Here is a 22,925-nt window from a genome sequence, read left to right as displayed (position 1 = left end):
TGAGGCCCACCGCGCCCAGGCGCCGGCCGTGTCCGGGGCGGTGCGGCTGCGCCGCGAGCGCGTGCGAGGCCTCGCTGCGGGCCTCGCTGCGGGTGGATCTGCCACGGCCGGGCAGGTCTTCGAATCCGCCGTCAACCAGTTCTCGGCGGTGGCGAACCGGCTGATCGGAGGGTGTCTGCCGGCCATCCTCTCGGCTGCGCCGGGCGCGTCAGGACGCCGCAGGCGACCAGTGCGGGTCGCGGCCCAGGAAGGCGAGCAGCGCCTCGGCGGTGTCGTAGCCCGGCGCAGGCTCACGCGCGGGCGCGAACACCTGGTACGCGTCCCGCAGATGGTCGACGAGCCGGTCCGCCGCCGGCCGGATGCCCTCGGCGAGTTCGCCGGTCAGCGGCCGGTCCTGGCCCGTGGCCACCGCGATGTCCCAGGCGTGCACGGCCGCGTCCATGGCGGCTGCCGCCGCGGCGAGCGGCACGGGCAGGGGGCCCAGCGGAGTCGGCGCCTGTTCGGCGTCGGCGGGCAGTCCCGCGTAGGCGTCCGCCACCGCACGCAGCACCTTGTCGAGCTCCGCAGCGGGGTCTCCGTCGAGGGCGTCGGCCGGGTGGAACGGGTCCGAGTCCGGGCGGCCTCCGGTGATGGCGAGACCGTAGGCCTGCTGGTCGACACGCGCATGGTTGAGGACCTGCCGTACCGTCCACTCGCTGCACGGCGTCGGCGCTCCCCACGCCGACTCCGGCACCCCGGCGACCACCTCGGCGAGATAAGCGTGCGCCCGCGTGAGAACCTCGATGCCCTGGGTGTGCTCCACGATTGTTCCCCTCCTGTCACCCTTCGACCGACATGAACAATCTAGGCTGCCTTGCGGACAGTTACGGTCCTCAATGACGCGGTCCTCAGGGACAGGTCGTCAAAGGACAGGAAGGAGCGCGGCCCGAGGATGCGAGTGGTACGTGAGTGGACGGCGTCTGTCGTGCGCTATGTGAAGCGCCGCCGGGACCCGATGGTCGTACAGACCCTGCGGTCGGCCGCCGCGGCGACGATCGCCTATGTCGTCGCACTGCGCCTCAGCCCCGAGCCCGCACCGCTCACCGCTCCGCTGACCGCGCTGCTGGTCGTCCAGGTCACCCTGTACGCCACCCTCACCAACGGCATCCGCCGGGTGAACTCGGTCGTGGCCGGCGTCCTCGTCGCGATCGCCTTCAGCCTTCTGGTCGGTCTGACGTGGTGGAGTCTGGCCCTGCTGATCGTGGCCTCGCTGGCGGTGGGGCGGCTGGTGCGGGTCGAGGAGTACGTGCCCGAGGTGGCGATCAGCGCGATGCTGGTGCTCGGCGTGACGACGCACGGGGACACGGCCTGGGCTCGGGTGGTGGAGACACTGATCGGCGCGGTCGTCGGGTTCGGCTGCAATCTGCTGCTCGCGCCGCCCGTGTGGGTGGACGAGGCCGGCGAGTCGATCGAGGGTCTGGCCCGCCGGGTGCGGCAGCTGATGCTGCGCATGGGCGAGGAGGCCGCCGGCCGCACACCCGTCGAGCGGGCGACGGAGCGGCTGTACGAGGCACGTCGGCTGGATCACGACATCGTCGAGGTCGACGCGGCCCTCAGGCAGGCCGAGGACAGCCTGCGGCTCAATCCCCGGGTGCGGGAGGGCCTGCTGCACCGGGTGGTGCTGCGCACGGGCCTCGACACGCTGGAGATCTGCACGGTGGTGCTGCGGGTGCTGGCGCGCACCCTCACCGACCTCGCCAAGGAACGCGATCCCGAGCCGCTGTTCGCGCCCGAGACGGGGGCCGCCGTGGAGGGGCTGCTGTCGGAGATCGCCGACGCGGTGGTCAGTTTCGCGGTGCTGGTCACCAGCCATGTCAGCGAGAGCGCCGAGTCGGCGGAGTCCCGGCTGGCCGCGGAGCTGCGGCAGGCCGCGGCCACCCGCGACAAGCTGGCGCAGCTGCTCCTTGAGGAGGTCCAGCGCGACGCCCGCAGCTGGCAGCTGTACGGCGCCGTGCTGACCGAGGTCAACCGCATCCTCGACGAGATGGACACCGAGCACCGCTCGCGCCGTCTCTTCGAGGAGCTGGACCGCAACTCCCGCGAACAGCGCGAGCGGATGCCGCGGCTGACCAGGCTGCGGGAGAGCCTGCGCGATTCCGAGCGGCTGCGGGTTCCGGAGGTGCTGCGCAGGAACCCCGACGGCGGCGGTCGTCGTTCTAGGTGACGGAGTCACCGGAGCGGCGTACGCGTCCGGGGCCGGAAAGCAAGGGGGCGGGCGGATGACGGACACGGGCGTGCGGATCGACGGGAACACCCTGCGGTTGCCGGGGGGTGTGGCGGTGCGGTTCGTGCGCACCCTCCGGCTGCCCGAGACGGGCACCCATCCGCTCCCGCCGGGACTCGGCGAGTTCCCGGTGCGCCGGGTCGCAGACTTCCCGGACACGGTGCCCGAGCAGTGGCGTGCGCGGGGCGGTGTGATGCTGCCGGTGTATCTGCGGGAGGCGATGTGGCTGAGCTTCGGCGGGACCGTGGAGCCGGCCGCCCTGCAGGTGGGGGTCGGCAAGGTGTGCGCGGTCTCGGGGAAGCCGTGGAGCGACCGGCTGTCCCGGAAACCGCAGAACTACCTCGTGCTGCCCCGCCAGCCCTGGCTGGACGGCATCAACTCCGGCAAGGGCACGGTCCGCCAGTTCGTGGCGGTTCCGCTGGGCCTGGGAGCGACCGTCGAGGGCCAGGTCACGGGCGAGGAGACCTGGGGCGGCGTCCAGCTGCAGTCCTTCCCGCTCCGCGAGGCCAAGCTGGCCGAGTGGCGCGAGGAGGAGCGGCGCCGCTCCGAGCTGCGGCGTACGAGCATGGCAGGCGGTGGCTACGGGGCGGCGCTGCCCATGGCGGCGGCCGCGCCGGGCGGTCCGGTGGCGGCTCCAGCGGGCCCTGCGCGTCCCGCCGCGGCCATGGGGCTCGGTGTCGGCGGTTCGATGCGGCAGGAGGTCTACCGGGACGACCGGCCGCTCGGGGACTGGGCCGAGGAGCCGGCCGGGCGGGTGTTCGTGCACCTGGTGACACCTCCGGAGTGGCGCCGCATCACCGGTGAGGCTCCCCCGACGTCGCCCGTGAACCGTGCGGAGTACACCCGGGCCGGGCTGCCCTGGTACGACTACTACGACCAGGACGCTGAGGATCTCGCGCCCACGGACACCCTGGAGGGCGTGAAACCGGTCGGCGACTGGCTCGGCGACGACCACGAGCCCTGGCAGGACCCGTCGCCGCAGCAGGTCAAGCCGCTGAAGGACGCACCGGGCAAGCCGGTGGAGGACGGCGACTGGTAGAGCCACGGTCATTGCACCCTGCGCAACGCCCGTTGCCGTTCTTGCGGACACGGGCAGCCACGGGTCATGGTGGCTTGTCACGAACGAGACGAGCGACCACCTGAGGTGTGGACATGGGCAGTGGGACGGGAGCGGCGCGCGGCGGCTGGAGCAGGCGCCGCCTCGTCGGTGCGCTCGCCGGGGCGGCCGCGGTGACGGCCCTTCCGGCACCCGCACCACCCAAGGGCACGGCCGCCCGCACCCCCACGGCCCCCGACCGGGCGACGCCCGCTGCCAAGCAGCCCTCCGCCGAGCCCGCCTCGCCGCGCCCGACCAGGAAGCCCTCCGGCCCTCAGCCGCTCTACCTCGGCACCTACACCACGGTCGAAGGCGGCGGCACGGGCGTCGGACTCGCCACGTACGACCCCACGTCCGGCCGCATCACGAGCACCGGAACCCTGAAGGGCATCGTCAACCCGTCGTATCTCGCGCTCCACCCGGACCGCCGCACGCTGTACGCGGTGAACGAGCGCGACGACGGCGCCGTGACCGCCGTGCGCCTGGCCGACCGCAGGATCCTCGGCGCCCGCAGCACCGGCGGGGCGGGACCTTGCCACCTCTCCGTGCATCCGGGCGGTCGCTGGCTGCTGAGTGCCAACTACACGTCGGGCAGTGTGGCCGTGCACCCGATCGACAAGTCGGGCGCACCGGGCGAGCGCACGGACGTGGTCACGCACTCGACTCCGGCCCCCGGACCGGGCCAACAGGGCCCGCACGCACACCAGTTCATCACCAGCCCCGACGGCGGCCATGTGCTCGCCGTCGACCTGGGCACGGACACCGTGTACAGCTACCGCCTGGACGAGCGCCGGGGCACCCTCACCGAGGTCGCGCAGGCGCACACAAGGCCGGGTGCCGGTCCGCGCCACCTCACCTTCCACCCCGGCGGACGGCACGCCTATCTGGCCAACGAGGTCGACAACACGGTCACCGTCTGCGCGTACGAGCCCGCCACCGGACGGCTGACGATCGGCGAGCCGCAGTCCACGGGCTCCGCCACCGGCACCAACTACCCGGCGCAGATCCTGGTGACCGCCGACGGCTCCTGTGCCTATCTCGCCAACCGCGGCGACAACAGCCTCGCGCGCTACGCCGTCGAGGCGGACGGCGCCCGGCTGCGGCTGCTCGGCACGGTGCCGGTCTCGGGTGACTTCCCGCGCCAGATCGCCTTCTCGCCGGACGGGAGTCTGCTGTTCGCGGCGAACCAGAAGTCGGGCACGGTCAGCGTCTTCCACGTGGACGGCGAGTCCGGTGAGCTGCGGCTCGCGGGCGAGCCGTTCGCCTCACCCGTCGCCGTCTGCGCGCTGCCGCTGTAGCGCACGCGGGCAGGAGGCGGCACTGGCCTGCGCGAGCAGGACGTGCATGCGTTCCGTGAGCTGTCCGACGTCGTCGGCGGGTGCATGGAAGGGCAGTCGTACGTCGCCGTGGGCGCGGTTGCGTTCGATGCGCAGCGTCAGCCCGTGGCGGTCGACGGCGACGGGCTGGACGCGGACGGCGCCGTGCAGACTTGCGTGGTCGACGAGCCGGGTGAGCCGCTCGACGGCGTCGGGGTGGCAGTCGGCGAGGTGGGTGAGCAGGTGCGCCTCGGCCAGGGCGAGCGGGTCGGGTCCGGCGGCGGCGAACTCGTCGAGGTCGACGGCCACAGCGCCGGACGACTGCCGCAGCACGATCCGGGTGGGCCGCAACGCCAGGTGGCCGTCCTCGGGGAGGAAGTAGCCGGCGAGCCAGAGCCGGGCGCGGATGCGGTGGCGTACCGGGACGGGTGCGACGTCGGCGAACTCCAGCACCGCATGGGGTTCTCCGCGGGGTGCGCAGATCGCGGCCGCGAGCAGGGCGCTGTCCTCGGGCACGTGCAGCAGCACCCGGCCGTCCTCGTCCACGCCGTGCGCGCCGACGAACTCCTCGCGGCCGCCCTCCGTGGTCACCGCGCAGGACCAGGCGGCGGCGAGTACCGACCGGGCCCGTTCGGCCGCGGCAGGCGCGGCCGTCCAGTTGGGGCTGTCACCCATCCCAAACCTCCTTAGGTAAGCCTTGCCTAACCTATCGAAGATCGGGGTGTACGCCAACCACGGGGCGGCCGAAGTGGTTCACCTCAGGGAGCGATGACTCCCAGCAACGCCCGGGCGCACAGGTCGCGCACCTGCTCCCGGGTCAGATCCGAACCCCGCAGCCACTCCAGGCAGACCGCCGTGGTGAAGGCCAGCCAGCCGCGGACGGCCAGCTTGAGGTCGGGGCGCTGCTGTGCAACCGGGCCGAGTTCCGGGTCGGCGGCGAGCGTCGCCAGGATCTGCCGCTCCTGCGCGGCCAGTGCCCGCTGGTAGACCCGGCGGATGGCCTGGTCCCCCGCCGCGTCCGCGCGGTGGAAGGCGCGGAAGCCGTGCGCGTGGGTGTGGACGTACTCCAGGAAGATGTCGAGTCCGGCAGCGAGTTGCTCGCGCGCCGGGACCCCGGGCACGGCCGCCGTCATCTGCAGCATCCGTTCGCTCTGCCGCTCGACGACCGCGGCGAAGAAGTCCCGCTTGGTCGGGAAGTAGTGGTACAGCAGCCCGCGCGAGACACCGGCGATCTCGGCGACCTGCTCGATCCACACCTCGTCGTACGGGCTCTCCGAGAACAGCCGCGCCCCCACTGCCAGCAACTGCTCCCGACGCTCCTCGGTGCTGAGCCGGCGACGCGTGCGCTCGCCCTGGTTCGCGGCCATGCCTGCACTTTACTTGACGCCGGTTCAACAGCGGGACCAGACTGGAGCCGCTATTGAACCCACGTACAACAGATGCTCTGGACAGTTGCACGACAGCTCGACCTGCCGCTGATTCAAGGGAGAACGCGTCATGGCGGAGACGACGTCAGAGGCCCGGCCCGCGCTACAGGCCACGCTTCCCAAGGGATTCCGGGGCGCCGAACAGGGCTGGCCCGAGCTGCACCGCATTCCGCATCCCCCGCACCGACTCCCCCTGCTCGGCGATGTGCTCGGCGCCGACCGGCGCGCCCCCGTCCAGGACTCCATGCGCTACGCACGGCAGCTCGGGCCGATCTTCCGGCGCAAGGCGTTCGGCAAGGAGTTCGTGTTCGTGTGGGGCGCCGAGCCGGCCGCCGACATGGCGGACGAGTCGCGCTTCGCCAAGCACGTCGGCCTCGGGGTCGCCAATCTGCGCCCGGTCGTCGGGGACGCGCTGTTCACGGCGTACAACCACGAGCCGAACTGGCAGCTGGCGCACGATGTCCTCGCCCCGGGCTTCAGCCGGGAGGCCATGGAGGGCTACCACCCGATGATGCTGGCGGTGGCCGAGCGGCTGACCGACCACTGGGACCGCGAGCTGGCGGCGGGCCGGGCGGTGGACGTGCCCGGTGACATGACCAAGCTGACGCTGGAGACGATCGCACGCACCGGGTTCGGGCACGACTTCGGTTCCTTCGAGCGGCCCCGGCTGCATCCGTTCGTGACCGCGATGGTGGGCACACTGACGTACGCCCAGCGTCTGAACACGGTGCCCTCGCCGCTGGCGCCCTTCCTGCTGCGCAGCGCCTCGCGCCGCAACGAGGCCGACATCGCGTACCTCAACCGCACGGTCGACGACCTGGTCCGGGCCCGCCGCGCGTCGGGCGGGAGCGGGGGCGGAGATCTGCTGGACCGGATGCTGGAGACGGCCCACCCCGAGACCGGGGAGCGGCTGTCCGCCGAGAACGTGCGCCGCCAGGTCATCACCTTCCTGGTGGCCGGCCACGAGACGACCTCGGGCGCGCTCTCCTTCGCCCTGCACTACCTCTCCCGGCACCCCGAGGTCACCGCCCGCGCCAGGGCCGAGGTCGACGCCGTCTGGGGCGATGCGGCGGTGCCCGGCTACGACCAGGTGGCCAAGCTGCGGTATGTGCGGCGGGTGCTGGACGAGGCGCTGCGGCTGTGGCCGACGGCGCCGGCCTTCGCCCGGGAGGCCCGCGAGGACACCGTGCTGGCCGGGGACCATCCGATGCGGCGCGGGGCCTGGGCGCTGGTCCTCACCGCGATGCTGCACCGCGACCCGCAGGTGTGGGGCAGCGACGCCGAGCGGTTCGACCCGGACCGCTTCGACCCGAAGGCCGTGCGGTCCCGGGCCCCGCACACCTTCAAGCCGTTCGGGACGGGCGCGCGGGCGTGCATCGGGCGGCAGTTCGCGCTGCACGAGGCCACGCTGGTGCTCGGTCTGCTGCTGCGCCGCTACGACCTGCGGCCCGACCCGGACTACCGGCTGCGGGTGACCGAGCGGCTCACCCTGATGCCGGAGGGGCTGCGGCTGCACCTGGAGCGGCGCCCGGTCAGCGCGGCCGCCGCGGCCGCACCGGTCGGCGAGGAGGCTCCGTCAGAGCTGCGCTGTCCAGTGCACGGGGCGGGTGAGTGAGTCCGGCAGCCGGGTGCCGGCGCTGCCGCGGGCGGCGCCCAGCTGGGGCTGGGTGAGGAAGAAGGCGCCGGTCAGGTCGGCGTCGGTGAGATCGGCGTCGCGCAGGTCGGCGCCGATCATGTCCGCGCCGCGCAGGTCGGCTCCGGTCAGGTCGGCGGCTATGAGGTAGGCGCCGCGGAGGTTGGCACCACGCAGATCGGCACCCTTGAGGCGGGCGCCCATCAGGTCGGCGCCGCGGCGGTCCTTCTTGCGGCCGCGGGCGCCGGCACCGGCCCGTACCAGCTCGCTGGTCTTCAGCAGGAGCACGTTGACGTCCTGCCGGTGCGCGCCCACGTCCAACGCGGCCAGCTGCCCGGGGGTTTGGAGGGTGAGCTCCTCGGTTTTCCGCAGGGCGCGGCGCAGCTCGGCGTGGACGGGGCGGGCCGCGGGCAGGGCGAGGGCTTCTGTGAGGTACCAGAGCAGTTCGTGCAGCTGCCGTACGACCGGGAACACGTCGAACATGCGCCGGGCGTCCGCCCGCGGGCCCGTACGCCAGTCCTGTCCGCCGAAGGTGACCTGCGAGACCTTCTGGCCCGCGCCGAAGCAGTCGTAGACCGTGCAGCCGCTGAAGCCCTGCTGCCGCAGCCGGGCGTGGATGCCGCAGCGGTGGTCCTCCCGCAGGTTCCGGCAGGGCGTCCCGGCCTGCTTGTCGACCGCGAAGTCGGCGGAGGCGGCGAAGGGCAGGGCGACACAGCAGAGACCGAAGCAACGCTCGCAGTCGCCGCGCAGCTCGGCCCGGTCGGCTGTCTGATCTGGCATGACGCCAAGCCTAACGGGGTGCGGCGGGGCGCTGTCGGTGGCCGTACGTACAGTCGTCGTATGGCGCTTTCACGCGAAGAACGGGAAGGTTTCCTTGCTGAGCCGCAGGTGGCCGCGCTGGGCGTGGCCGCCGGTGACGACCGCGGACCGTTGGTGGTGCCGATCTGGTACGCCTACGAGCACGGCGGTCTGCCCTGGATCCTCACGGGCGCGACCTCCCGGAAGATGACCCTGATCAGGGCGGCGGGCCGCTTCAGTCTGATGGTCCAGCGCACGGAGCCGACGATCCGGTACGTGTCGGTCGAAGGACCGGTCGCCGAAGTGACGGAAGGCAGCGGCGCGCTCCACCGTGAGATGGCCGGGCGCTATCTGTCGGGGGCGGCACTCGACGAGTTCGTGTCCTTCGCCCAGGCCGAACTTGCCGATCACGTCGTGGTGCGTATGCGGCCGGAGCACTGGTTCGCCGCGGATCTGGGCACGACCGGGTGACGAGCCGCGGCCGTCAGCCGGACAGCAAGGCCCGCTCCCACCGGTCCTGGCGCTCTTCGATGTACTCGGCATCCCCACGCCACGCGTCGCCGTGGCCTTCCGCCCAGAGCTTCGCCCACGGCTGGTTGCCCCGGTCCGACTGATCTCTGAGGAAGTCGTGCATGGCTCGGGTGCGGCGGCCCAGCATCGGTACGAGGGCACGCCGTTCGGTCTCGTCGAGTCCATAGGCCTCGGCGAAGAGGCGCAGGCGGGCGGCGGCGTCGGGGGTCTGCCAGTCGGGATGCGCGGACAGGGGCACGAAGCCGCGGATGGCGTAGGCGACGTCCCAGAGGCGGGAGCCGGGAGCGGCCGTGTCCCAGTCGATGAAGGCCCACTCGTCCTCGCCGCCGACCACGAGGTTCCACGGTGCGAGATCCTGATGGGCGATGATGTCGGCGCCCTCCGCGGGAACGAGCACCTGCCAGCGGGCGTCGGCCGGCGGCGTGAAGTCCTTCACGGCGTCGTGGAACTCCCGGACCAGCCGGGCCACGCGCACCAGTCCCGCCGCCGGCTCCACCAGAGCGAACCGGTCGGGCCAGATCACATCGCCCGGCACGAACGTCAGCACCTCGCGCCCCTGGTCGTCGATCCCGAGGGGTCGCGGGGCCGCCCGGAAGCCCACCTCGTGCAGATGCGTGAGCAGGGCATGCACCGCGGGCGTCCAGGGCCCCGCGGGCCGCCGGACGGTGTCACCGACGCGGACGACACCGTCGCTGACGTTCCCGCCGGACAGGGGCTGTTCGTCCTCGTGCACCGATCCCTCCTCAACTCCCATGAGGCAAGTGCGCCTTGACAAATTCGTTTTGTCAAGGCGCACTTGCCTCATGACTCTCCCCGATCTGGACGGCCTCATCGCCGAAGTGGACCGCACCTGCGCGACCGCCCACCGTCCCGGTGACCAGGAACAGCCCGACTGGCTGGCGCTGCTGACCGCCGCCGCCACCATATCCGGCCAACTCCAGGCGCTGGCCGAGGACTTGGTCGAGGACTACGTGGAGCACTGCCGGATGCACGGCGTGTCCTGGACGGACATCGGGTCGGCCCTCGGGGTGACCCGGCAGGCGGTGCAGCAGCGCTTCCAGGCCCCGCACAAGCGCTACAGCCCCGAGACGATGACCGAGGACCTCCGGCGGGCGATGGCCCACGTCAAGGCGGCGGCTGTGCAGCATCGCAACAACTACATCGGAACCGAGCACCTGTTGTGGGGGCTGACCGCGGAGGACAACAGCGCCACCCGGCTGCTGCAGGAGTCCGGAGTGTCGGCGGAGGCCGTGCACCGCTCGGTCGGCGGCCGGTTGAGCATGGGCGCCTCACAGGCCGCCGAGCGGATCGCTTGGACGCCGTACTCCCGCAAGGCGATCGCGCTGGCCGAGGCACGCGTCGAGCAGGCCGGCTCAGAACTGATCGACTGTGCCGACCTGCTGGTGGGGCTGGCGCAGGTCGGGCGGGGAGTCGCCTCCTTGGTCCTTGCGGAACACGGCTTCGGTGAGCGGCGGTCATGACCCCGCCTGCTTGCTCGGGTCCGTGATGTGGTGCCGTGCAGCTTCGGTGTTCTCGATGTTCTCGACCAGCCTCGCGATCTTCGCCTGCTTCGCCTCGATGCCTCGGGCCATGAGCCGTAGGTGAGCCGACGACTCAGGCACGGTCGACTCGAGTTCCGCCAACCGGCGTCGTTCGAGGGCGAGTTCCGTCCTGAGGCGCGCTGCCCGGTCGGGAGGGGCGGGCGGGGTCTCGCCGTTGAAGATCACGTTGTACTTGGGGCGTTCGGTCCAGACGGCCTCGCGTTCGGCTGCCTCTGCGTCGTCCGGGTACTCGATCCGTATCCCGACGACCTGCGAGGCCCATGGCTGCTCCCGCAGGTGTGTGCGCACTCGGGTGAGCGGGGAGATCGAGATGCCGACGTACAGCAGGCCTTCCAGGCCGTACAGCCGGTACAGCGCTGTGCGGCCCGCAGTGTGCAGGCTGCCCTCCTCGTCGAACAGGCCGCGCAGGAACTGCGAATCGACGTCGGCCATGACACGCCCCCTTCGGCTCGACGGGCACCGTCTGTCCATGTCCCACGCTGCCACGCGGGTGTGACAGAGACTCCGCTGCGGATCCCGCCGAGAACGACCGGCGGGAAACCGAACCTCACCGATGAGTTTCCGGCACTGTGGGGGTCTCCTCATTCAATGGAAAACAAGCTCGGCTATCACAGATACGAGCCCACTTCAGGCGGGAGCCAGACGGATCGAGGAGCGAGACCATGTGCAGTCACCGGCCACCGTGCCCCACCGCAGACAGCCCGGACCACCACAGCGCCGTGATCGTGTCGGCCCATCCCGAACAGGGCTGGAACCTGCTGTGCAACGGGACGATCGTGTTCGACGACACCGGTGAACTGCTGCCGGACGGGCGGGTCGTGGACCCGCACCGCACGCTGCGTCCGCTGGCCGTGGCCGCCTGACTCTCAGTCGAACGCGCCGAGGTCCAGCCGGGCGAGCCGTTCCGGGTCGGCCAGGATGTGCAGGGCCACGATCCGGCCGTCGGAGACGGTGACACCCATGACCGACAGCGGGCGGCCTTCAGGCGCGTTGACGACACCGATCTCCCCGTTGACCAGCACCACCCGTGCGAACTGCGCGAACTGCCGGAACAGCAGTGCCTGTTCGGCCACCGGCTTCGCGCCGCGCACCGACTTGGAGGCGGCGGCGCCTCCGACCAGGGGACCGGAGTCGGCCCGCAGCACCACATCGGGATGCAGGACGGCGACCAGCGCCTCGAAGTCACCGGCCCGGGCGGCCGCCATGAAGGCGTCGACGACCTCCCGCTGTCTGCCGAGGTCGGGCTCCGAGGACGGTGCGGCACCGCGCACCCGGCGCCGGGCCCGGCTCGCGAGCTGTCTGGTCGCCGCCGAACTGCGCTCCACGATCGGCGCGATGTCGTCGAACGGCACGGCGAACATGTCGTGCAGCACGAACGCCAGCCGCTCGGCGGGTTCCAGGGTCTCCAGGACCACCAGCAGGGCCAGGCCCACCGAGTCGGCCTGCAGGACCTCCTGCTCCGGGTCGATCTGCGACAGCGGCCTGATCACGGGATCGGGCACGAACGTCTCGTCGATGGGATCCTCGCGACGCGAGGCCCGGGAGCGCAGCATGTCGAGACAGACCCGGCCGACCACGGTGGTCAGCCAGCCGCCCAGGTTCTGGATGCCGTCCACGTCACTGCGGCTCAGCTTCAGCCAGCTCTCCTGGACGGCGTCCTCCGCCTCGGCGACCGAACCGAGCATGCGGTAGGCGACCGCCTTCAGATGGCCCCGGTGTTCCTCGAACCGGTCGGCCAGTACGTCCGTGCCGTTCATGTGCTCCCCCTGTGCGTCTTGATCGTGCGGGCGATCTATCGGTTGAAGACCTCGAACGCGACCGCGGGCCGGCCCCCGAACCGCTGCCCCGCCGCCGTGGCGTTCGCCGTCAGAAATCCGCGGGCGTAGGTCTCCGGGTCCTCGTCGGTCAACGCCTCGATGTAGCTGCGGTGTTCGAGCAGCGAGTGCACCGCCCGCTCCAGTCCGGCCGAGGCGTCCGCCGCGTGCGTCGGCGAGGCGGAACCTGCGACGGCGACCCAGCGGACGCCGCTCCAGGGCTCCAGTCCCTGTTCGACCAGCTCGGGGAAGATCCACCGGTTGCCGGCGTCGCCCGCCGCGTCGAGCACGGCGCGGCCGACCGCGACGTGGTCCGGAGTGTTCCAGGCGACTCCGCCCCAGGTGTCCCGGTGGTTGAGGGTGATCACCAGCTCCGGCCGGTGGCGCCGGATGGCGGCGGCGATGTCGCGGCGCAGCGCGGTGCCGTACTCGATCACTCCGTCCTTGTGGTCGAGGAACTCCACCTGCGTCACCCCCACCATCGCCGCACTCGCCCGCTGCTCCCGCTCGCGCAGCGGACCGCACTTCGCGGGCTCCAGGGTGTCGATGCCCGCCTCACCGCGCGTGGCCAGGACGTAGACGACCTGGCGGCCCTCGTCGGTCCAGGCGGCGACGGCCGCCGAGCACCCGTACTCGAGGTCGTCCGGGTGCGCGACGACGGCGAGGGCACGCTGCCAGTCGGCGGGCATGGGCTGCAGCTCGGTGATCTTCGGCTCGGTCATGGTCGAAGACTAGTGCGTGACGCCGACATCACTCCCGGTGAATCTCATGCCTCGTCACGCGTGAGTGCCAGCAGCCGGTCCAGCACCCGGGGCCCTCCGGCCCGTACGCCGTCGTGCTCGAACTCGTCGGTCACCCAGGTCCGCAGGCCGCGGATGGTGTGCGCCGTCTCCAGGGCGTGGGCGGTGTCGACGTACATGTCGTCGTGGTAGATCGCCGCGGCGACCGGGACCTCGTTGGCGGCGAGGCGGGCGGGGTCGTAGAGGCGCGGCCAGTCGTTGCGGGCGGCGAGCAGGTCGGCGGTCTCGCGCAGCGGGCGGAGCGCCGGGTCGCAGTCGAACGTCCAGGGGTGGACGGACTCGCCGGTGAACAGGAGCGGGCCGTCGCCCGCGAGGGTCTTCGCGGCGTCGAACTGCGGGAACTCGGCGCGGACGCGGTCGGCGGACCAGGCGGTGGGCCGCTCGTCCTGACCGTAGATCGCCTCGTGCACGAGGGCGTAGAGGGGGTGGCTCGCGTAGGAGAGGAGACCCTGGGCCTGTTCCTGGAATGCGTCGGAGAGGACGTGGCCCTGCGGGGTGCGGACGAAGGCGTGCTCCAGGAGGTAGTGCAGGCGGTGGCTGCCCTCGCTGCCGCCGAGGACGATGCCGAGGGACTGGAAGGCCTCGACGGTGAGGCGGTAGCCGTTCGGGAGGGTGACCTCGTGGGTGAGGAGGTGGTCGGCGATACGGCGGGCGCGCTCGACGTCCTGCGGGTAGCGGGCGTAGTGGGCCGCGACCTTGCGTTCGATACGGGGGTAGGCGGCGCGGTAGACGTCGTCGGCGTGCGCGTCGAGGGAGGGCAGGCCGCCGGTGATCACGGCGGCGGCCAGGCCTTCGGGGGCGCTGGAGAGGTAGTGCACGGTGCAGAAGCCGCCGAAGCTCTGGCCGAGGACCGTCCAGCGGGCGCCGCCGGTGACCTGGGGGCGGATGGCCTCGCAGTCGCGGACGATCGCGTCGGCCCGGAAGCGCGCCAGGTAGTCGGCCTGTTGGGCGGGGCCGCCGCGCAGCGGGAGGGTCTGGCGGTTGGCGGGCGTGGAGTGGCCGGTGCCGCGCTGGTCGAGGAGGAGGACGCGGTACTCCTTGAGGGCGCGGCCCAGCCAGGACTGCCGGCCCACGAAGCGGTTCGCGCCGAAGCCGGGGCCGCCCTGGAGGTACACGAGCCAGGGCAGGTTCTGCTGGACCTTGTCGCTCGCGACGACCTCACGGGCGTAGAGCTCGATCGTCTCCCCCGCCGGGTCGTCGTGGTCGAGGGGCACGGTGAAGTGGCGGTCGGTGAGGACGACGCCGGGCTGGCGGTAGGTGGCGGTCAACGGGTCTCCAGGGACGGACGGGTTTCGGACCGCGTCCCACTTCACCACAGGTTCGTCGGGCGGCCGACCCCCTGATCATGAAAACTTACTGACCGGGCGATCAGCGGGCGGACAGGCTGGAGCGTCGTACGACGAGCTCCGGCTGGAGCACGACGCGCCGGTGCTCGTGCCGCTTCGTCGCGGTCTCCGCCTCCGTCTCCTCCAGCAGCAGCTCGGCGGCCAGGGCGCCCATGGTGACGGCGGGCTGGCGTACCGAGGTGAGCGGGACGGCCGCGGCGGCCGCGAACTCGATGTCGTCGTAGCCGACGATGGCGAGGTCGTCGGGGACCGTTATGCCGGCCGCGTACATCGCCTGCAGGACGCCGAGGGCGAGGAGGTCGTTGGCGCAGAAGACGGCGGTGGGGCGGTCGGCGAGGCCGAGCAGGCGGGCACCGGCGTCGCGGCCCGCGGCCACGTCGAGGCGTTCGGTCGGCAGTTCGCGCAGGCAGTCAGGGCCTAGGCCGGCCTCGGCGAGGGCGTTCAGGGCGCCCGTGCGGCGGTCGCGCACCTGGTTCAGGCCGGGCGGGCCGCTGACATAGGCGATGGTGCGGTGCCCGGCGTCGACGAGGTGGCGCACGGCCAGGGCGCCGCCCGCCACGTCGTCGACGGAGACGGAGCACTCGGTGGTGCCCTCGGCGACCCGGTCGACGAGGACGAAGGGGATGTTGTGCCGCCGGAACGCCTCGATGTTGCGGCCGGTCGCATCGGCGGGGGTCAGCAGCACGCCGCGCACCCGCTGCTCGGCGAAGAGGGAGAGGTACTCGGCCTCCTCGCCCGCGCTCTGGGCGCTGTTGCAGACCATGACGCCGAGTCCGGCGTCGCGTGCGGCACGCTCGGCTCCGCGCGCGACGTCCACGAAGAACGGGTTGCCCATGTCCAGGACGAGCAGCCCCATGATCCGGCTGCGGCCCGCGCGCAACTGGCGCGCGGACTCGCTGCGGACGTAGCCGAGCCGGTCGATCGCGGACAGCACCCGGGCACGCGTCTCCGTGGCGACCGTGTCCGGACGGTTGATCACGTTCGACACCGTGCCGACGGAGACTCCGGCGGCGCGGGCGACGTCCTTGATACCCACCGACTGGCTCATCGGGCAGGGACCTCCAGGGGGACGTGATTCGGCCGGAATGCCTTCACATTACCGTCATCGTTCGGCGCATCATGCCCGGTCACGCGGGCAGTGCGAAGTCGACGACGTGGAGTGCCGAGGGGGTCGTACCGCTCGACTTCTCCTGGTACATGAACGACAGGACGTTGTCCGCCGCGACCCGCAGCTCGTCGATCACGACCTCGCCGAAGGCGTTCAGTTCGCTGCCGTCGTACAGCAGCGTCCAGTCCATGTGCCCGGAGGCCTTCGAGGCGGCGGCGATCCGGCCGAAGGGGAAGATCGCGTAGGCGTTGTCGTACTTGTCCAGGATCAACTTGGTGCGCTGGCTGGAGCCCAGCGCGACGGGGATCTCGGTCTTCTGCCAGGTGCCGGAGGAGTTCTTGCGGAGGTGGAAGGCGCGGCCGCTCGCGGTGCGGTCGGCGACGTAGTCGGTGGTGCACTGGCCGAAGCGGCCGGGGACATAGCTGATGATCGCGTGCGGGAGGCCGGAGGAGTCGGTGAACTGGCTCTCCTGGTTCATCAGCGAGTGGTCCGGGTTGAGCGCGTCGACGACCAGTCCGCCGTCGGTGACGGCCACCGTGTCGGAGCTGCCGGTGGTGCCTACGACGGTGCCCGCGTCGTTGCGCCAGGTGCGGCCGCGGTCGGTGGAGTAGACGTAGCCGGTGTCGTGGTTGGTGATGCCGCCGCCGCTGCACATCACGGCGGCGTTCTGCTCACGCCAGGTGAAGAAGGAGTGCAGGCGGCCGCCCGCGTCGTAGTCGATGCCGTGCAGGTACATGTTCCGGGCGGTCGAGGAGCCGTGCGAGCTGGTGTACGTGCCGGTGGAGCTGGACCACTCCCCCAATGCCGTCCACGTCGAACCGTCGTACTCGGCGAGGGCGTTGCGGCCGTTGCCGGAGATCCCGACCCGGTAGCTGAGCTGGAGCCTGCCCTCGGGGGTCGAGATGAACTGCGGGTAGGTGAACTGCGAGGTGAGCGCCAGGCCGTCGAGCGAGGTCTGCACGGCGCCGAAGACCGACGAGGTCCAGGCCGTGGTCGCCGGGTTGTCGAGGAGTCCGGCGATGGACTTCACGTAGAAGTAGCCGTCGCTGTGGGAGTCCATGTTGAGGTGCAGGCGGCCGTCGACCTCGGAGACGCCCATGGAGATGACGTTGTGGGAGTCGCTGGTCTTGAGGACGTGGGACAGCGTCACGGTCGACCAGCTGCTGTCGCCGAGCGCACGACGGCCGACCACCGCGTTGCCGCCGGCGGTGTACCAGGCGGCGTACTGGTAGCCCCTGTAGGTGAACAGGCCGTTCTTCTGGAACGAGTTGTTGTTGACCAGCCCGTCGTAGGAGACGAAGAAGATGGCCGCCGCGTCGAGTCGGGTGGTGCTCTTCTTGGTGACGGAGGGGCCGGGATCGGCCGCCCGTGCGATGCCCGGCGTTGCCACAGCCGCAAGTATGGCGGTCGCGAGCACGGTACGTCTTCTCATGAGCGGCTCCAGCAGAGAGGCGAGGGGACGTCAGGCGAGGTGGAACACTTCGGTGAGCGGTTTCATGGCCTCGTCGGGCCTGGCGCCGTCCAGCGACTCGAAGAACGGCGCCATCTCGGCCTGCCAGCGGGCGTTGACCTCGGTGGCCTCCATGCCGGCGATCGCTGCGGCGAAGTCCTCGGTCTCCAGGTAGCCGACGAGCAGACCGTCGTCGCGCAGGAAGAGGGAGTAGTTGTGCCAGCCGGTGGCCGAGAGCGCTTCGAGCATCTCCGGCCACACGGCGGAATGGCGTTCGCGGTACTCGGCGAGCCGGTCCTCGCGGACCTTGAGGAGGAAACAGACGCGCTGCATGAAGTACCGGCTCCCGCGGGGGCGTAGGGGCTCAGAAGTTGAACTGGTCGATGTTCTTGGCGTTGAACACGGTCGGCTTGCCGAGGGTGATCACGCCGTCCTTGCCGATGGTGTAGGTGGTGGAGCCGGCCTTGAAGGTCTCGCCCTCCTTGCCGGTGATCTGACCGGAGGCCAGCGCGACGGCGGTACGGGCGGCCAGGTCACCGAGCTTGGACGGGTCCCACAGCTCGAAGCCCTCGACGGTGCCGTTCTTGACGTACTTGCGCATGTCGTTCGGGGTGCCGAGGCCGGTCAACTTGACCTTGCCCTTGTACTTGGAGCCGGACAGGTACTGGGCGGCCGCCTTGATGCCCACCGTGGTCGGGGAGATGATCCCCTTCAGGTCCGGGTACTGCTGGAGCAGGCCCTGGGTCTGCTGGAAGGACTGCTGGGCGTCGTCGTTGCCGTAGGCGACCTTGACCAGCTTGATGTTCTTGTACTTCGGGTCCGCCAGCTCCTTCTTCATGAAGTCGATCCACACGTTCTGGTTCGTCGCGGTCTGCGCGGCGGACAGGATCGCTATCTCGCCCTTGTAGCCGATCTGCTGGGCGAGCAGCTGCACCTCGGTACGGCCGAGGTCCTCGGCGCCGGCCTGCGAGACGAAGGCGTTGCGGCACTCGGGCTTGGTGTCGGAGTCGTAGGTGACGACCTTGATGTTGTTCTTCATGGCCTGCTTGAGCGCGGTGCACAGGGCGCCCGGGTCCTGCGCGGACACGGCCATCGCGTTGACCTGCTGCTGGGTGAGCGTGTTGACGTAGGAGACCTGGCCGGCGGTGTCGGTGGCGCTGGAGGGGCCGACCTCCTTGTACTTGCTGCCCAGCTCGGTGAGGGCCTTCTCGCCGCCCTTGTCGGCGGAGGTGAAGTACGGGTTGTTGACCTGCTTGGGCAGGAAACCGACGGTCAGGCCCTTCTTGAGGGCGGCGTTGGGGTCGGCCTTGGCGGTCGAGGTGGCGCCCGCATCGTCGCTCTTGGAGTTGTTCTTGGTGGTGCCGCCACAGGCGGTCAGGGCCAGGGCGAGGGAGGTTCCGGCGGCGAGCGCCGCACAGGCACGGCGGAGGGATGACTTGCGCATGGCATGGGGTCCTTTGATACGAGGGGTGAGCTGGACGCGCCCCAAAGGGGCGCTGGGCTGATTTGAATTTGCGGCGCTGCCGCGCGGGCGCGACCAGCCACATCCGGCCCGCAGCCGACGAACGGGCTTTCAAGCTGAACGTGCGGCCCTCACCAGGGCGATCTGCCGTGCGACCCTGGGGCCGAGCACAGAGACAACGAGCAACACACCCGTGACGACGATCTGCGACTGCGCGGAGACATTGAGCAGGCTCATCACGTTCTGCAGCGCCCCGAGCAGGAAGACTCCCGCGATCGCGCCGCCCAGCGTGCCCTTCCCCCCGTCGAAGTCGATGCCACCGAGCAGCACGGCGGCGACGACGGAGAGTTCGAGACCGGTGGCGTTGTCGTAGCGGGCGCTGGCGTAGTGCAGCGCCCAGAAGATCCCGGTGAGGGAGGCCATCAGCCCCGTCACCGTGAACAGGATCAGCTTGTGCCGCTTGACGCGGATGCCGGCGAACCGCGCCGCCTCCTCGTTCGCACCGATCGCGAACAGGGAGCGGCCGAAGGGGGTGGCGTGCAGGACGACCACCGCGATGGCGAGCAGTACCAGGAAGGGCAGGAGTGCCTGCGGGACGAAGGTGTTCCCGATGCGTCCGGCCGCGAAGTCCAGGTACTGGGTGGGGAAGTCGGTCACCGCGTCGGAGCCGAGCACGATCTGTGCGATGCCCCGGTAGGCGGCGAGGGTGCCGATGGTGACGGCGAGGGAGGGCAGGCCGAGCCGGGTGACGAGGAGCCCGTTGACGAACCCGCAGACCACGCCCAGCAGCAGGCACAGCGGGATGATCGTCTCGATGGCCATGCCGTCGTTCCACAGCTTGCCCATCACGGCGCCCGAGAGGCCGGCCGTGGAGGCGACGGACAGGTCGATCTCGCCGGAGACGACCAGCAGTGTCATGGGCAGGGCGATCAGGGCGATCGGCAGGGTGTTGCCGATCAGGAACGACAGGTTCAGGGCGTTGCCGAACCCGTCGACCGTGCCGAACGAGAGCAACAACAGGACGACCAGGAGCGCGCCGACGACCGTGTCCCAGCGGACCGCGCGCGTCAGTGACTCAGGCATGGCGGGCGTTCCTCTTCTTCAGGGCGGAGGCCACGCGCAGCGCGACGACCCGGTCGACCGCGATGGCGAGGATGAGCAGGATGCCGTTGATGGCGAGCACCCACACGGAGCTGACGCCGAGGGCGGGCAGCACGCTGTTGACGGAGGTCAGCAGCAGGGCGCCCAGCGCGGCCCCGTAGACACTGCCGGAGCCTCCGGTGAAGACGACACCGCCGACCACGACCGCGCTGACGACGGTGAGTTCGTAGCCGGAGCCGGTCCCGGAGTCGACGTTGCCGAACCGCGCCAGGTACATGGCACCCGCGAGGCCGGCGAGGCCGCCGCAGAAGGTGTAAGCGGCCAGGATCCGCTTGCGCACGGGGATACCGGCGAGCCTGGCGGCCTCCGGGTTGGAGCCCAGGGCGTACAGCTCGCGGCCGCTGCCGAAGTGCTTGAGGTAGTACGCCGTCGCCACCAGCACCGCCAGGGCGATCAACGCCAGCCACGGCACCGCGGAGAGGCCGCCGGAGCCGAAGTCCACGAAGCCGCCCGGCAGGTCGGCCGCCGTGATCTGGCGGGAGCCGACCCAGATGGAGTCGACACCACGGATGATGTAGAGCGTGCCGAGGGTGACGACGAGGGCGGGCACCTGGCCGAGGCTGACGAGCAGACCGTTGAGCAGGCCGAGGCCCACGCCCAGCAGTACCGCCAGCAGGATGGCGACGAGCGAGTTGCCGCCGCCGTGCAGATAGTCGCCGGCGGCGAAGGCGCTGATGCCGAGGGTCGAGCCGACCGACAGGTCGACGTTCCTCGTGATCACCACCAGGGACTGGCCGGTGGCGACCAGCACCAGGATGGTCGCGTTCAGCAGCAGGTCCTTGATGCCCTGCTCGGACAGGAACTCGCTGTTGCCCGCCTGGGTGATGGCGATCATCACCAGGAAGACGGCCAGGATGGCGAGTTCGCGCATCTTGAAGACGCGGTCGACGAGCCGGGTGCCACTGGACCTGGGCACCTCGGCGACGGGGGTTTCGTCGGCAGTGGTCACCGTCATGCGGCGGCCCTCCCGGTGGCTGCGGCCATCACGGTTTCCTCGGTGGCTTCGGCGCGTGGGATCTCGGCGGTGAGGCGGCCCTCGTGCATGACGAGCACGCGGTCGGCCATGCCGAGGATCTCGGGCAGGTCGGAGGAGATCATCAGGACGGCCACGCCGTCGGCGGCCAGCTCGCTGAGCAGCCGGTGCACCTCGGCCTTGGTGCCGACATCGATGCCGCGGGTGGGCTCGTCGACGATCAGCACCCGCGGGCCGGTGGCGAGCCACTTGGCCAGGACCACCTTCTGCTGGTTGCCACCGGACAGGGTGTTGACCGTGTCGGCGATCCGGGCGTACTTCACCTGGAGCTTGACGGCCCAGTCCAATGAGCGGCTGCGTTCGGCGCCGCGGTCGACGAGGCCCGCCCGGACGGTGGTGCGCAGACCGGTGAGGCCGATGTTGCGCTCGATGGACATGTCCATCACCAGGCCTTGGGCGCGCCGGTCCTCGGGGACGAGGGCGAGCCCGGCGGCCATGGCGGTGGAGGGGGCGCCGTTGGTGAGCTTGCGCCCCTGGACCTCGACCTCGCCGGCGTCCCAGCGGTCGATGCCGAAGACGGCCCGGGCGACCTCCGTACGGCCCGCGCCGACGAGTCCGGCGAGGCCGACGATCTCGCCGTGCCGCACCTCGAAGGAGACGTCGGTGAAGACGCCCTCGCGGGTCAACCTCCTTACGCTCAGGGCGACTTGGCCGGGCTCGACATCCTGCTTGGGGTACAGCTCGCCGAGGTCGCGGCCGACCATGCGCCGCACCAGGTCGTCCTCGGTCATGCCCTCGATCGGCTCGCTGGAGATCCAGGCGCCGTCGCGCAGGGTGGTGACCCGCCGGCAGATCTCGAAGATCTCCTCCAGCCGGTGCGAGATGAACAGCACGGCGGCGCCCTGTTCACGCAGGGTGCGCACGACGCCGAAGAGGCGGGCCACCTCGCTGCCGGTGAGGGCCGCGGTCGGCTCGTCCATGATCAGGACACGGGCCTCGAAGGAGAGGGCCTTGGCGATCTCGACGATCTGCTGGTCGGCGATGGACAGGCCACGGGCCGGGCGGTCGGGGTCGAGTTCGACGCCGAGACGCCGCATCAGGGCCACGGTCGCCGCATGGGTGGCCTTGTGGTCGATACGGCCGAGGGCGCGCCGGGGCTGGCGACCCATGAAGATGTTCTCGGCGATCGAAAGGTCGGGAAAGAGCGTGGGCTCCTGGTAGATGACGGCGATGCCGGCGTCGCGGGCGTCGCCGGGCCCGTGGAAGACGACGGGCTCACCGTCGAGCAGCACCCGGCCGGCATGGGGCCGGTGCACACCGGCAAGGGTCTTGATCAGGGTCGACTTGCCCGCGCCGTTCTCTCCGGCGAGTGCGTGCACCTCGCCGGGGAACAACTCCAGGGAGACGTCCCGCAGGGCGCGCACCGCGCCGAAGGACTTCGAGATGTCCTCGAGCGCCAGCACCGGGGCCGGGCCCGTGTCGGACGGGTGGGTCATCAGGGGCTCCTCGACGACGCCGACAACGGGCTCACGACGCCGTGAAAGGTTTCAACTTGGTTGCCGGGACGTTAGGCGCGTGGGCCATGTCACGTCAATGGGTGGGCCTCGAAAAGACTTCGAGAGCCCTTCGAGAGCCAAAGGCCACGGTCGAACCACGGGCAACAGCCTCTGCCGGAATGCTTGACACCCCCACAGGGAGCTTTAGGCTTCCCGCCCTGAATCGATTCATCAATCTGCCTTACGGCCAGACGTCACAGGAGCCCTGAAGTGACCGAGCTCGCCGCGGTGAAGGCCGCGCTGAAGACCCAGGCAGTCGAGACGCCGTCGTGGGCGTACGGGAACTCGGGGACCCGGTTCAAGGTGTTCGCGCAGCAGGGCGTGCCCCGCACGCCGCAGGAGAAGCTGGCCGACGCGGCGCAGGTGCATGCGTTCACCGGTGTGGCGCCGACGGTCGCGCTGCACATTCCGTGGGACAAGGTCGAGGACTACGGCGCCCTGGCGAAGTACGCCGAGGACCAGGGCGTGAAGCTGGGGGCGATCAACTCCAACACGTTCCAGGACGACGACTACAGGCTGGGCAGCATCTGCCATCCCGACGCGGCGGTCCGGCGCAAGGCGGTCGACCACCTGCTGGAGTGCGTCGACATCATGGACGCCACCGGCTCCAGGGACCTGAAACTGTGGTT

General features: G+C 70.9%; 23 protein-coding genes and 1 pseudogene. 8 read left to right on the top strand and 16 right to left on the bottom strand.

Translation table 11 applies throughout. The features are described 5' to 3' along the window. Positions 1–208: 208 nt before the first annotated feature. A complete protein-coding gene (locus ACFY1E_RS38440; RefSeq protein WP_389084759.1) occupies positions 209–802 on the bottom strand; it encodes a TIGR03086 family metal-binding protein in 594 nt (197 codons plus the stop codon). A 129-nt stretch (positions 803–931) separates the two neighbouring features. Between ACFY1E_RS38440 and ACFY1E_RS38435 the strand changes: the two genes are divergently transcribed. The 3 genes from ACFY1E_RS38435 (at position 932) to ACFY1E_RS38425 (ending at position 4,657) form a co-directional block, all read left to right on the top strand. Then, the gene (locus ACFY1E_RS38435) at positions 932–2,203 is read left to right on the top strand and encodes an FUSC family protein (RefSeq protein WP_389084756.1); all 1,272 of its coding nucleotides are present in this window, start codon (positions 932–934) and stop codon (positions 2,201–2,203) included. 55 nt (positions 2,204–2,258) lie between these two features. Continuing rightward, complete coding sequence (locus ACFY1E_RS38430; RefSeq protein WP_389084754.1) at positions 2,259–3,302, top strand: hypothetical protein; 1,044 nt, start codon at positions 2,259–2,261, stop codon at positions 3,300–3,302. Between the two features lie 113 nt (positions 3,303–3,415). Beyond that, positions 3,416–4,657: a lactonase family protein gene (locus tag ACFY1E_RS38425; protein WP_389084751.1), complete on the top strand. Its 1,242-nt coding sequence runs from the start codon at positions 3,416–3,418 to the stop codon at positions 4,655–4,657. On the opposite strand, the gene ACFY1E_RS38420 is transcribed toward ACFY1E_RS38425, so the two are convergent. Together ACFY1E_RS38420 and ACFY1E_RS38415 are read right to left on the bottom strand one after the other, a co-directional pair. Continuing rightward, on the bottom strand, positions 4,625–5,350 hold the full coding sequence (locus ACFY1E_RS38420; protein ID WP_389084749.1) for a DUF2470 domain-containing protein: 726 nt from the start codon (positions 5,348–5,350) through the stop codon (positions 4,625–4,627). The genes ACFY1E_RS38425 and ACFY1E_RS38420 overlap by 33 nt on opposite strands. An 83-nt stretch (positions 5,351–5,433) precedes the next feature. Next, positions 5,434–6,042 (bottom strand): TetR/AcrR family transcriptional regulator, encoded by a 609-nt coding sequence (locus ACFY1E_RS38415; protein ID WP_123969512.1) that lies wholly within the window; start codon positions 6,040–6,042, stop codon positions 5,434–5,436. 130 nt (positions 6,043–6,172) lie between these two features. On the opposite strand from ACFY1E_RS38415, the gene ACFY1E_RS38410 reads away from it, so the two are divergent. Continuing rightward, positions 6,173–7,717, top strand: coding sequence for a cytochrome P450 (locus tag ACFY1E_RS38410; RefSeq protein ID WP_389084745.1), 1,545 nt, complete (start codon positions 6,173–6,175; stop codon positions 7,715–7,717). Here ACFY1E_RS38410 and ACFY1E_RS38405 read toward each other — a convergent pair. Next, the gene (locus ACFY1E_RS38405) at positions 7,679–8,515 is read right to left on the bottom strand and encodes a pentapeptide repeat-containing protein (RefSeq protein ID WP_389084743.1); all 837 of its coding nucleotides are present in this window, start codon (positions 8,513–8,515) and stop codon (positions 7,679–7,681) included. The two genes, ACFY1E_RS38410 and ACFY1E_RS38405, sit on opposite strands and share 39 nt — an antisense overlap. A 60-nt stretch (positions 8,516–8,575) precedes the next feature. On the opposite strand from ACFY1E_RS38405, the gene ACFY1E_RS38400 reads away from it, so the two are divergent. Continuing rightward, positions 8,576–9,004, top strand: a complete 429-nt coding sequence (locus ACFY1E_RS38400; RefSeq protein ID WP_389084741.1) for a pyridoxamine 5'-phosphate oxidase family protein — start codon at positions 8,576–8,578, stop codon at positions 9,002–9,004. Between the two features lie 13 nt (positions 9,005–9,017). On the opposite strand, the gene ACFY1E_RS38395 is transcribed toward ACFY1E_RS38400, so the two are convergent. Beyond that, entirely contained in the window at positions 9,018–9,797 is a 780-nt protein-coding gene (locus ACFY1E_RS38395; protein WP_389084738.1) for a phosphotransferase enzyme family protein, read from the bottom strand. 70 nt (positions 9,798–9,867) lie between these two features. Between ACFY1E_RS38395 and ACFY1E_RS38390 the strand changes: the two genes are divergently transcribed. After that, entirely contained in the window at positions 9,868–10,545 is a 678-nt protein-coding gene (locus ACFY1E_RS38390) for a Clp protease N-terminal domain-containing protein (RefSeq protein ID WP_389084736.1), read from the top strand. Here the strand turns inward: ACFY1E_RS38390 and ACFY1E_RS38385 are convergent. Next, on the bottom strand, positions 10,540–11,058 hold the full coding sequence (locus ACFY1E_RS38385; RefSeq protein ID WP_389084734.1) for a GIY-YIG nuclease family protein: 519 nt from the start codon (positions 11,056–11,058) through the stop codon (positions 10,540–10,542). The genes ACFY1E_RS38390 and ACFY1E_RS38385 overlap by 6 nt on opposite strands. 230 nt (positions 11,059–11,288) lie before the next feature. Between ACFY1E_RS38385 and ACFY1E_RS38380 the strand changes: the two genes are divergently transcribed. Further along, on the top strand, positions 11,289–11,489 hold the full coding sequence (locus tag ACFY1E_RS38380; RefSeq protein ID WP_389084731.1) for a DUF5999 family protein: 201 nt from the start codon (positions 11,289–11,291) through the stop codon (positions 11,487–11,489). 3 nt (positions 11,490–11,492) lie between these two features. Here ACFY1E_RS38380 and sigJ read toward each other — a convergent pair whose 3' ends face one another. From sigJ to ACFY1E_RS38330, 10 genes are all read right to left on the bottom strand, one after another. After that, a complete protein-coding gene (sigJ, locus tag ACFY1E_RS38375; protein WP_389084729.1) occupies positions 11,493–12,383 on the bottom strand; it encodes an RNA polymerase sigma factor SigJ in 891 nt (296 codons plus the stop codon). A 35-nt stretch (positions 12,384–12,418) separates the two neighbouring features. After that, positions 12,419–13,162 carry a PIG-L deacetylase family protein gene (locus tag ACFY1E_RS38370; protein ID WP_389084726.1) on the bottom strand — a complete coding sequence of 248 codons (744 nt, stop codon included), beginning with the start codon at positions 13,160–13,162 and terminating at the stop codon, positions 12,419–12,421. Positions 13,163–13,206: 44 nt separating this feature from the next. After that, positions 13,207–14,508 carry an alpha/beta fold hydrolase gene (locus ACFY1E_RS38365; RefSeq protein ID WP_389084724.1) on the bottom strand — a complete coding sequence of 434 codons (1,302 nt, stop codon included), beginning with the start codon at positions 14,506–14,508 and terminating at the stop codon, positions 13,207–13,209. A 100-nt stretch (positions 14,509–14,608) separates the two neighbouring features. Next, complete coding sequence (locus tag ACFY1E_RS38360; protein WP_389084721.1) at positions 14,609–15,634, bottom strand: LacI family DNA-binding transcriptional regulator; 1,026 nt, start codon at positions 15,632–15,634, stop codon at positions 14,609–14,611. A gap of 79 nt (positions 15,635–15,713) precedes the next feature. Further along, entirely contained in the window at positions 15,714–17,126 is a 1,413-nt protein-coding gene (locus ACFY1E_RS38355) for a BNR repeat-containing protein (protein ID WP_389084719.1), read from the bottom strand. Between the two features lie 30 nt (positions 17,127–17,156). Beyond that, positions 17,157–17,477, bottom strand: coding sequence for an L-rhamnose mutarotase (locus ACFY1E_RS38350; protein ID WP_389084716.1), 321 nt, complete (start codon positions 17,475–17,477; stop codon positions 17,157–17,159). A gap of 31 nt (positions 17,478–17,508) precedes the next feature. Beyond that, entirely contained in the window at positions 17,509–18,588 is a 1,080-nt protein-coding gene (gene rhaS, locus ACFY1E_RS38345; protein WP_389084714.1) for a rhamnose ABC transporter substrate-binding protein, read from the bottom strand. 129 nt (positions 18,589–18,717) lie between these two features. After that, the gene (locus ACFY1E_RS38340; protein WP_389084711.1) at positions 18,718–19,689 is read right to left on the bottom strand and encodes an ABC transporter permease; all 972 of its coding nucleotides are present in this window, start codon (positions 19,687–19,689) and stop codon (positions 18,718–18,720) included. Next, positions 19,682–20,722, bottom strand: a complete 1,041-nt coding sequence (locus ACFY1E_RS38335; protein WP_389084709.1) for an ABC transporter permease — start codon at positions 20,720–20,722, stop codon at positions 19,682–19,684. The genes ACFY1E_RS38340 and ACFY1E_RS38335 overlap by 8 nt, the downstream gene beginning before the upstream one ends. Beyond that, complete coding sequence (locus tag ACFY1E_RS38330; protein WP_389084706.1) at positions 20,719–22,236, bottom strand: sugar ABC transporter ATP-binding protein; 1,518 nt, start codon at positions 22,234–22,236, stop codon at positions 20,719–20,721. The genes ACFY1E_RS38335 and ACFY1E_RS38330 overlap by 4 nt, the downstream gene beginning before the upstream one ends. Before the next feature lie 270 nt (positions 22,237–22,506). On the opposite strand from ACFY1E_RS38330, the pseudogene ACFY1E_RS38325 reads away from it, so the two are divergent. Then, positions 22,507–22,925 (top strand): annotated as a pseudogene (locus ACFY1E_RS38325) (rhamnose isomerase); the annotation flags it as partial.

The sequence above is a fragment of the Streptomyces sp. NPDC001604 genome, assembly GCF_042893475.1.
In the GTDB taxonomy this organism is placed as follows: domain Bacteria; phylum Actinomycetota; class Actinomycetes; order Streptomycetales; family Streptomycetaceae; genus Streptomyces.
Note: the sequence above shows the minus strand (reverse complement) of the source record. Positions and strands in the feature narration are given on the sequence as shown.

What these genes read in the sequence shown, in the direction of transcription:
- ACFY1E_RS38435 (WP_389084756.1), top strand. Translation starts at nt 932, where the DNA reads ATGCGAGTGGTACGTGAGTGGACGGCGTCTGTCGTGCGCTATGTGAAG.
- ACFY1E_RS38430 (WP_389084754.1), top strand. Translation starts at nt 2,259, where the DNA reads ATGACGGACACGGGCGTGCGGATCGACGGGAACACCCTGCGGTTGCCG.
- ACFY1E_RS38425 (WP_389084751.1), top strand. Translation starts at nt 3,416, where the DNA reads ATGGGCAGTGGGACGGGAGCGGCGCGCGGCGGCTGGAGCAGGCGCCGC.
- ACFY1E_RS38420 (WP_389084749.1), bottom strand. Translation starts at nt 5,350, where the DNA reads ATGGGTGACAGCCCCAACTGGACGGCCGCGCCTGCCGCGGCCGAACGG.
- ACFY1E_RS38415 (WP_123969512.1), bottom strand. Translation starts at nt 6,042, where the DNA reads ATGGCCGCGAACCAGGGCGAGCGCACGCGTCGCCGGCTCAGCACCGAG.
- ACFY1E_RS38410 (WP_389084745.1), top strand. Translation starts at nt 6,173, where the DNA reads ATGGCGGAGACGACGTCAGAGGCCCGGCCCGCGCTACAGGCCACGCTT.
- ACFY1E_RS38405 (WP_389084743.1), bottom strand. Translation starts at nt 8,515, where the DNA reads ATGCCAGATCAGACAGCCGACCGGGCCGAGCTGCGCGGCGACTGCGAG.
- ACFY1E_RS38400 (WP_389084741.1), top strand. Translation starts at nt 8,576, where the DNA reads ATGGCGCTTTCACGCGAAGAACGGGAAGGTTTCCTTGCTGAGCCGCAG.
- ACFY1E_RS38390 (WP_389084736.1), top strand. Translation starts at nt 9,868, where the DNA reads ATGACTCTCCCCGATCTGGACGGCCTCATCGCCGAAGTGGACCGCACC.
- ACFY1E_RS38385 (WP_389084734.1), bottom strand. Translation starts at nt 11,058, where the DNA reads ATGGCCGACGTCGATTCGCAGTTCCTGCGCGGCCTGTTCGACGAGGAG.
- ACFY1E_RS38380 (WP_389084731.1), top strand. Translation starts at nt 11,289, where the DNA reads ATGTGCAGTCACCGGCCACCGTGCCCCACCGCAGACAGCCCGGACCAC.
- sigJ (WP_389084729.1), bottom strand. Translation starts at nt 12,383, where the DNA reads ATGAACGGCACGGACGTACTGGCCGACCGGTTCGAGGAACACCGGGGC.
- ACFY1E_RS38370 (WP_389084726.1), bottom strand. Translation starts at nt 13,162, where the DNA reads ATGACCGAGCCGAAGATCACCGAGCTGCAGCCCATGCCCGCCGACTGG.
- ACFY1E_RS38360 (WP_389084721.1), bottom strand. Translation starts at nt 15,634, where the DNA reads ATGAGCCAGTCGGTGGGTATCAAGGACGTCGCCCGCGCCGCCGGAGTC.
- ACFY1E_RS38355 (WP_389084719.1), bottom strand. Translation starts at nt 17,126, where the DNA reads ATGAGAAGACGTACCGTGCTCGCGACCGCCATACTTGCGGCTGTGGCA.
- ACFY1E_RS38350 (WP_389084716.1), bottom strand. Translation starts at nt 17,477, where the DNA reads ATGCAGCGCGTCTGTTTCCTCCTCAAGGTCCGCGAGGACCGGCTCGCC.
- rhaS (WP_389084714.1), bottom strand. Translation starts at nt 18,588, where the DNA reads ATGCGCAAGTCATCCCTCCGCCGTGCCTGTGCGGCGCTCGCCGCCGGA.
- ACFY1E_RS38340 (WP_389084711.1), bottom strand. Translation starts at nt 19,689, where the DNA reads ATGCCTGAGTCACTGACGCGCGCGGTCCGCTGGGACACGGTCGTCGGC.
- ACFY1E_RS38335 (WP_389084709.1), bottom strand. Translation starts at nt 20,722, where the DNA reads ATGACGGTGACCACTGCCGACGAAACCCCCGTCGCCGAGGTGCCCAGG.
- ACFY1E_RS38330 (WP_389084706.1), bottom strand. Translation starts at nt 22,236, where the DNA reads ATGACCCACCCGTCCGACACGGGCCCGGCCCCGGTGCTGGCGCTCGAG.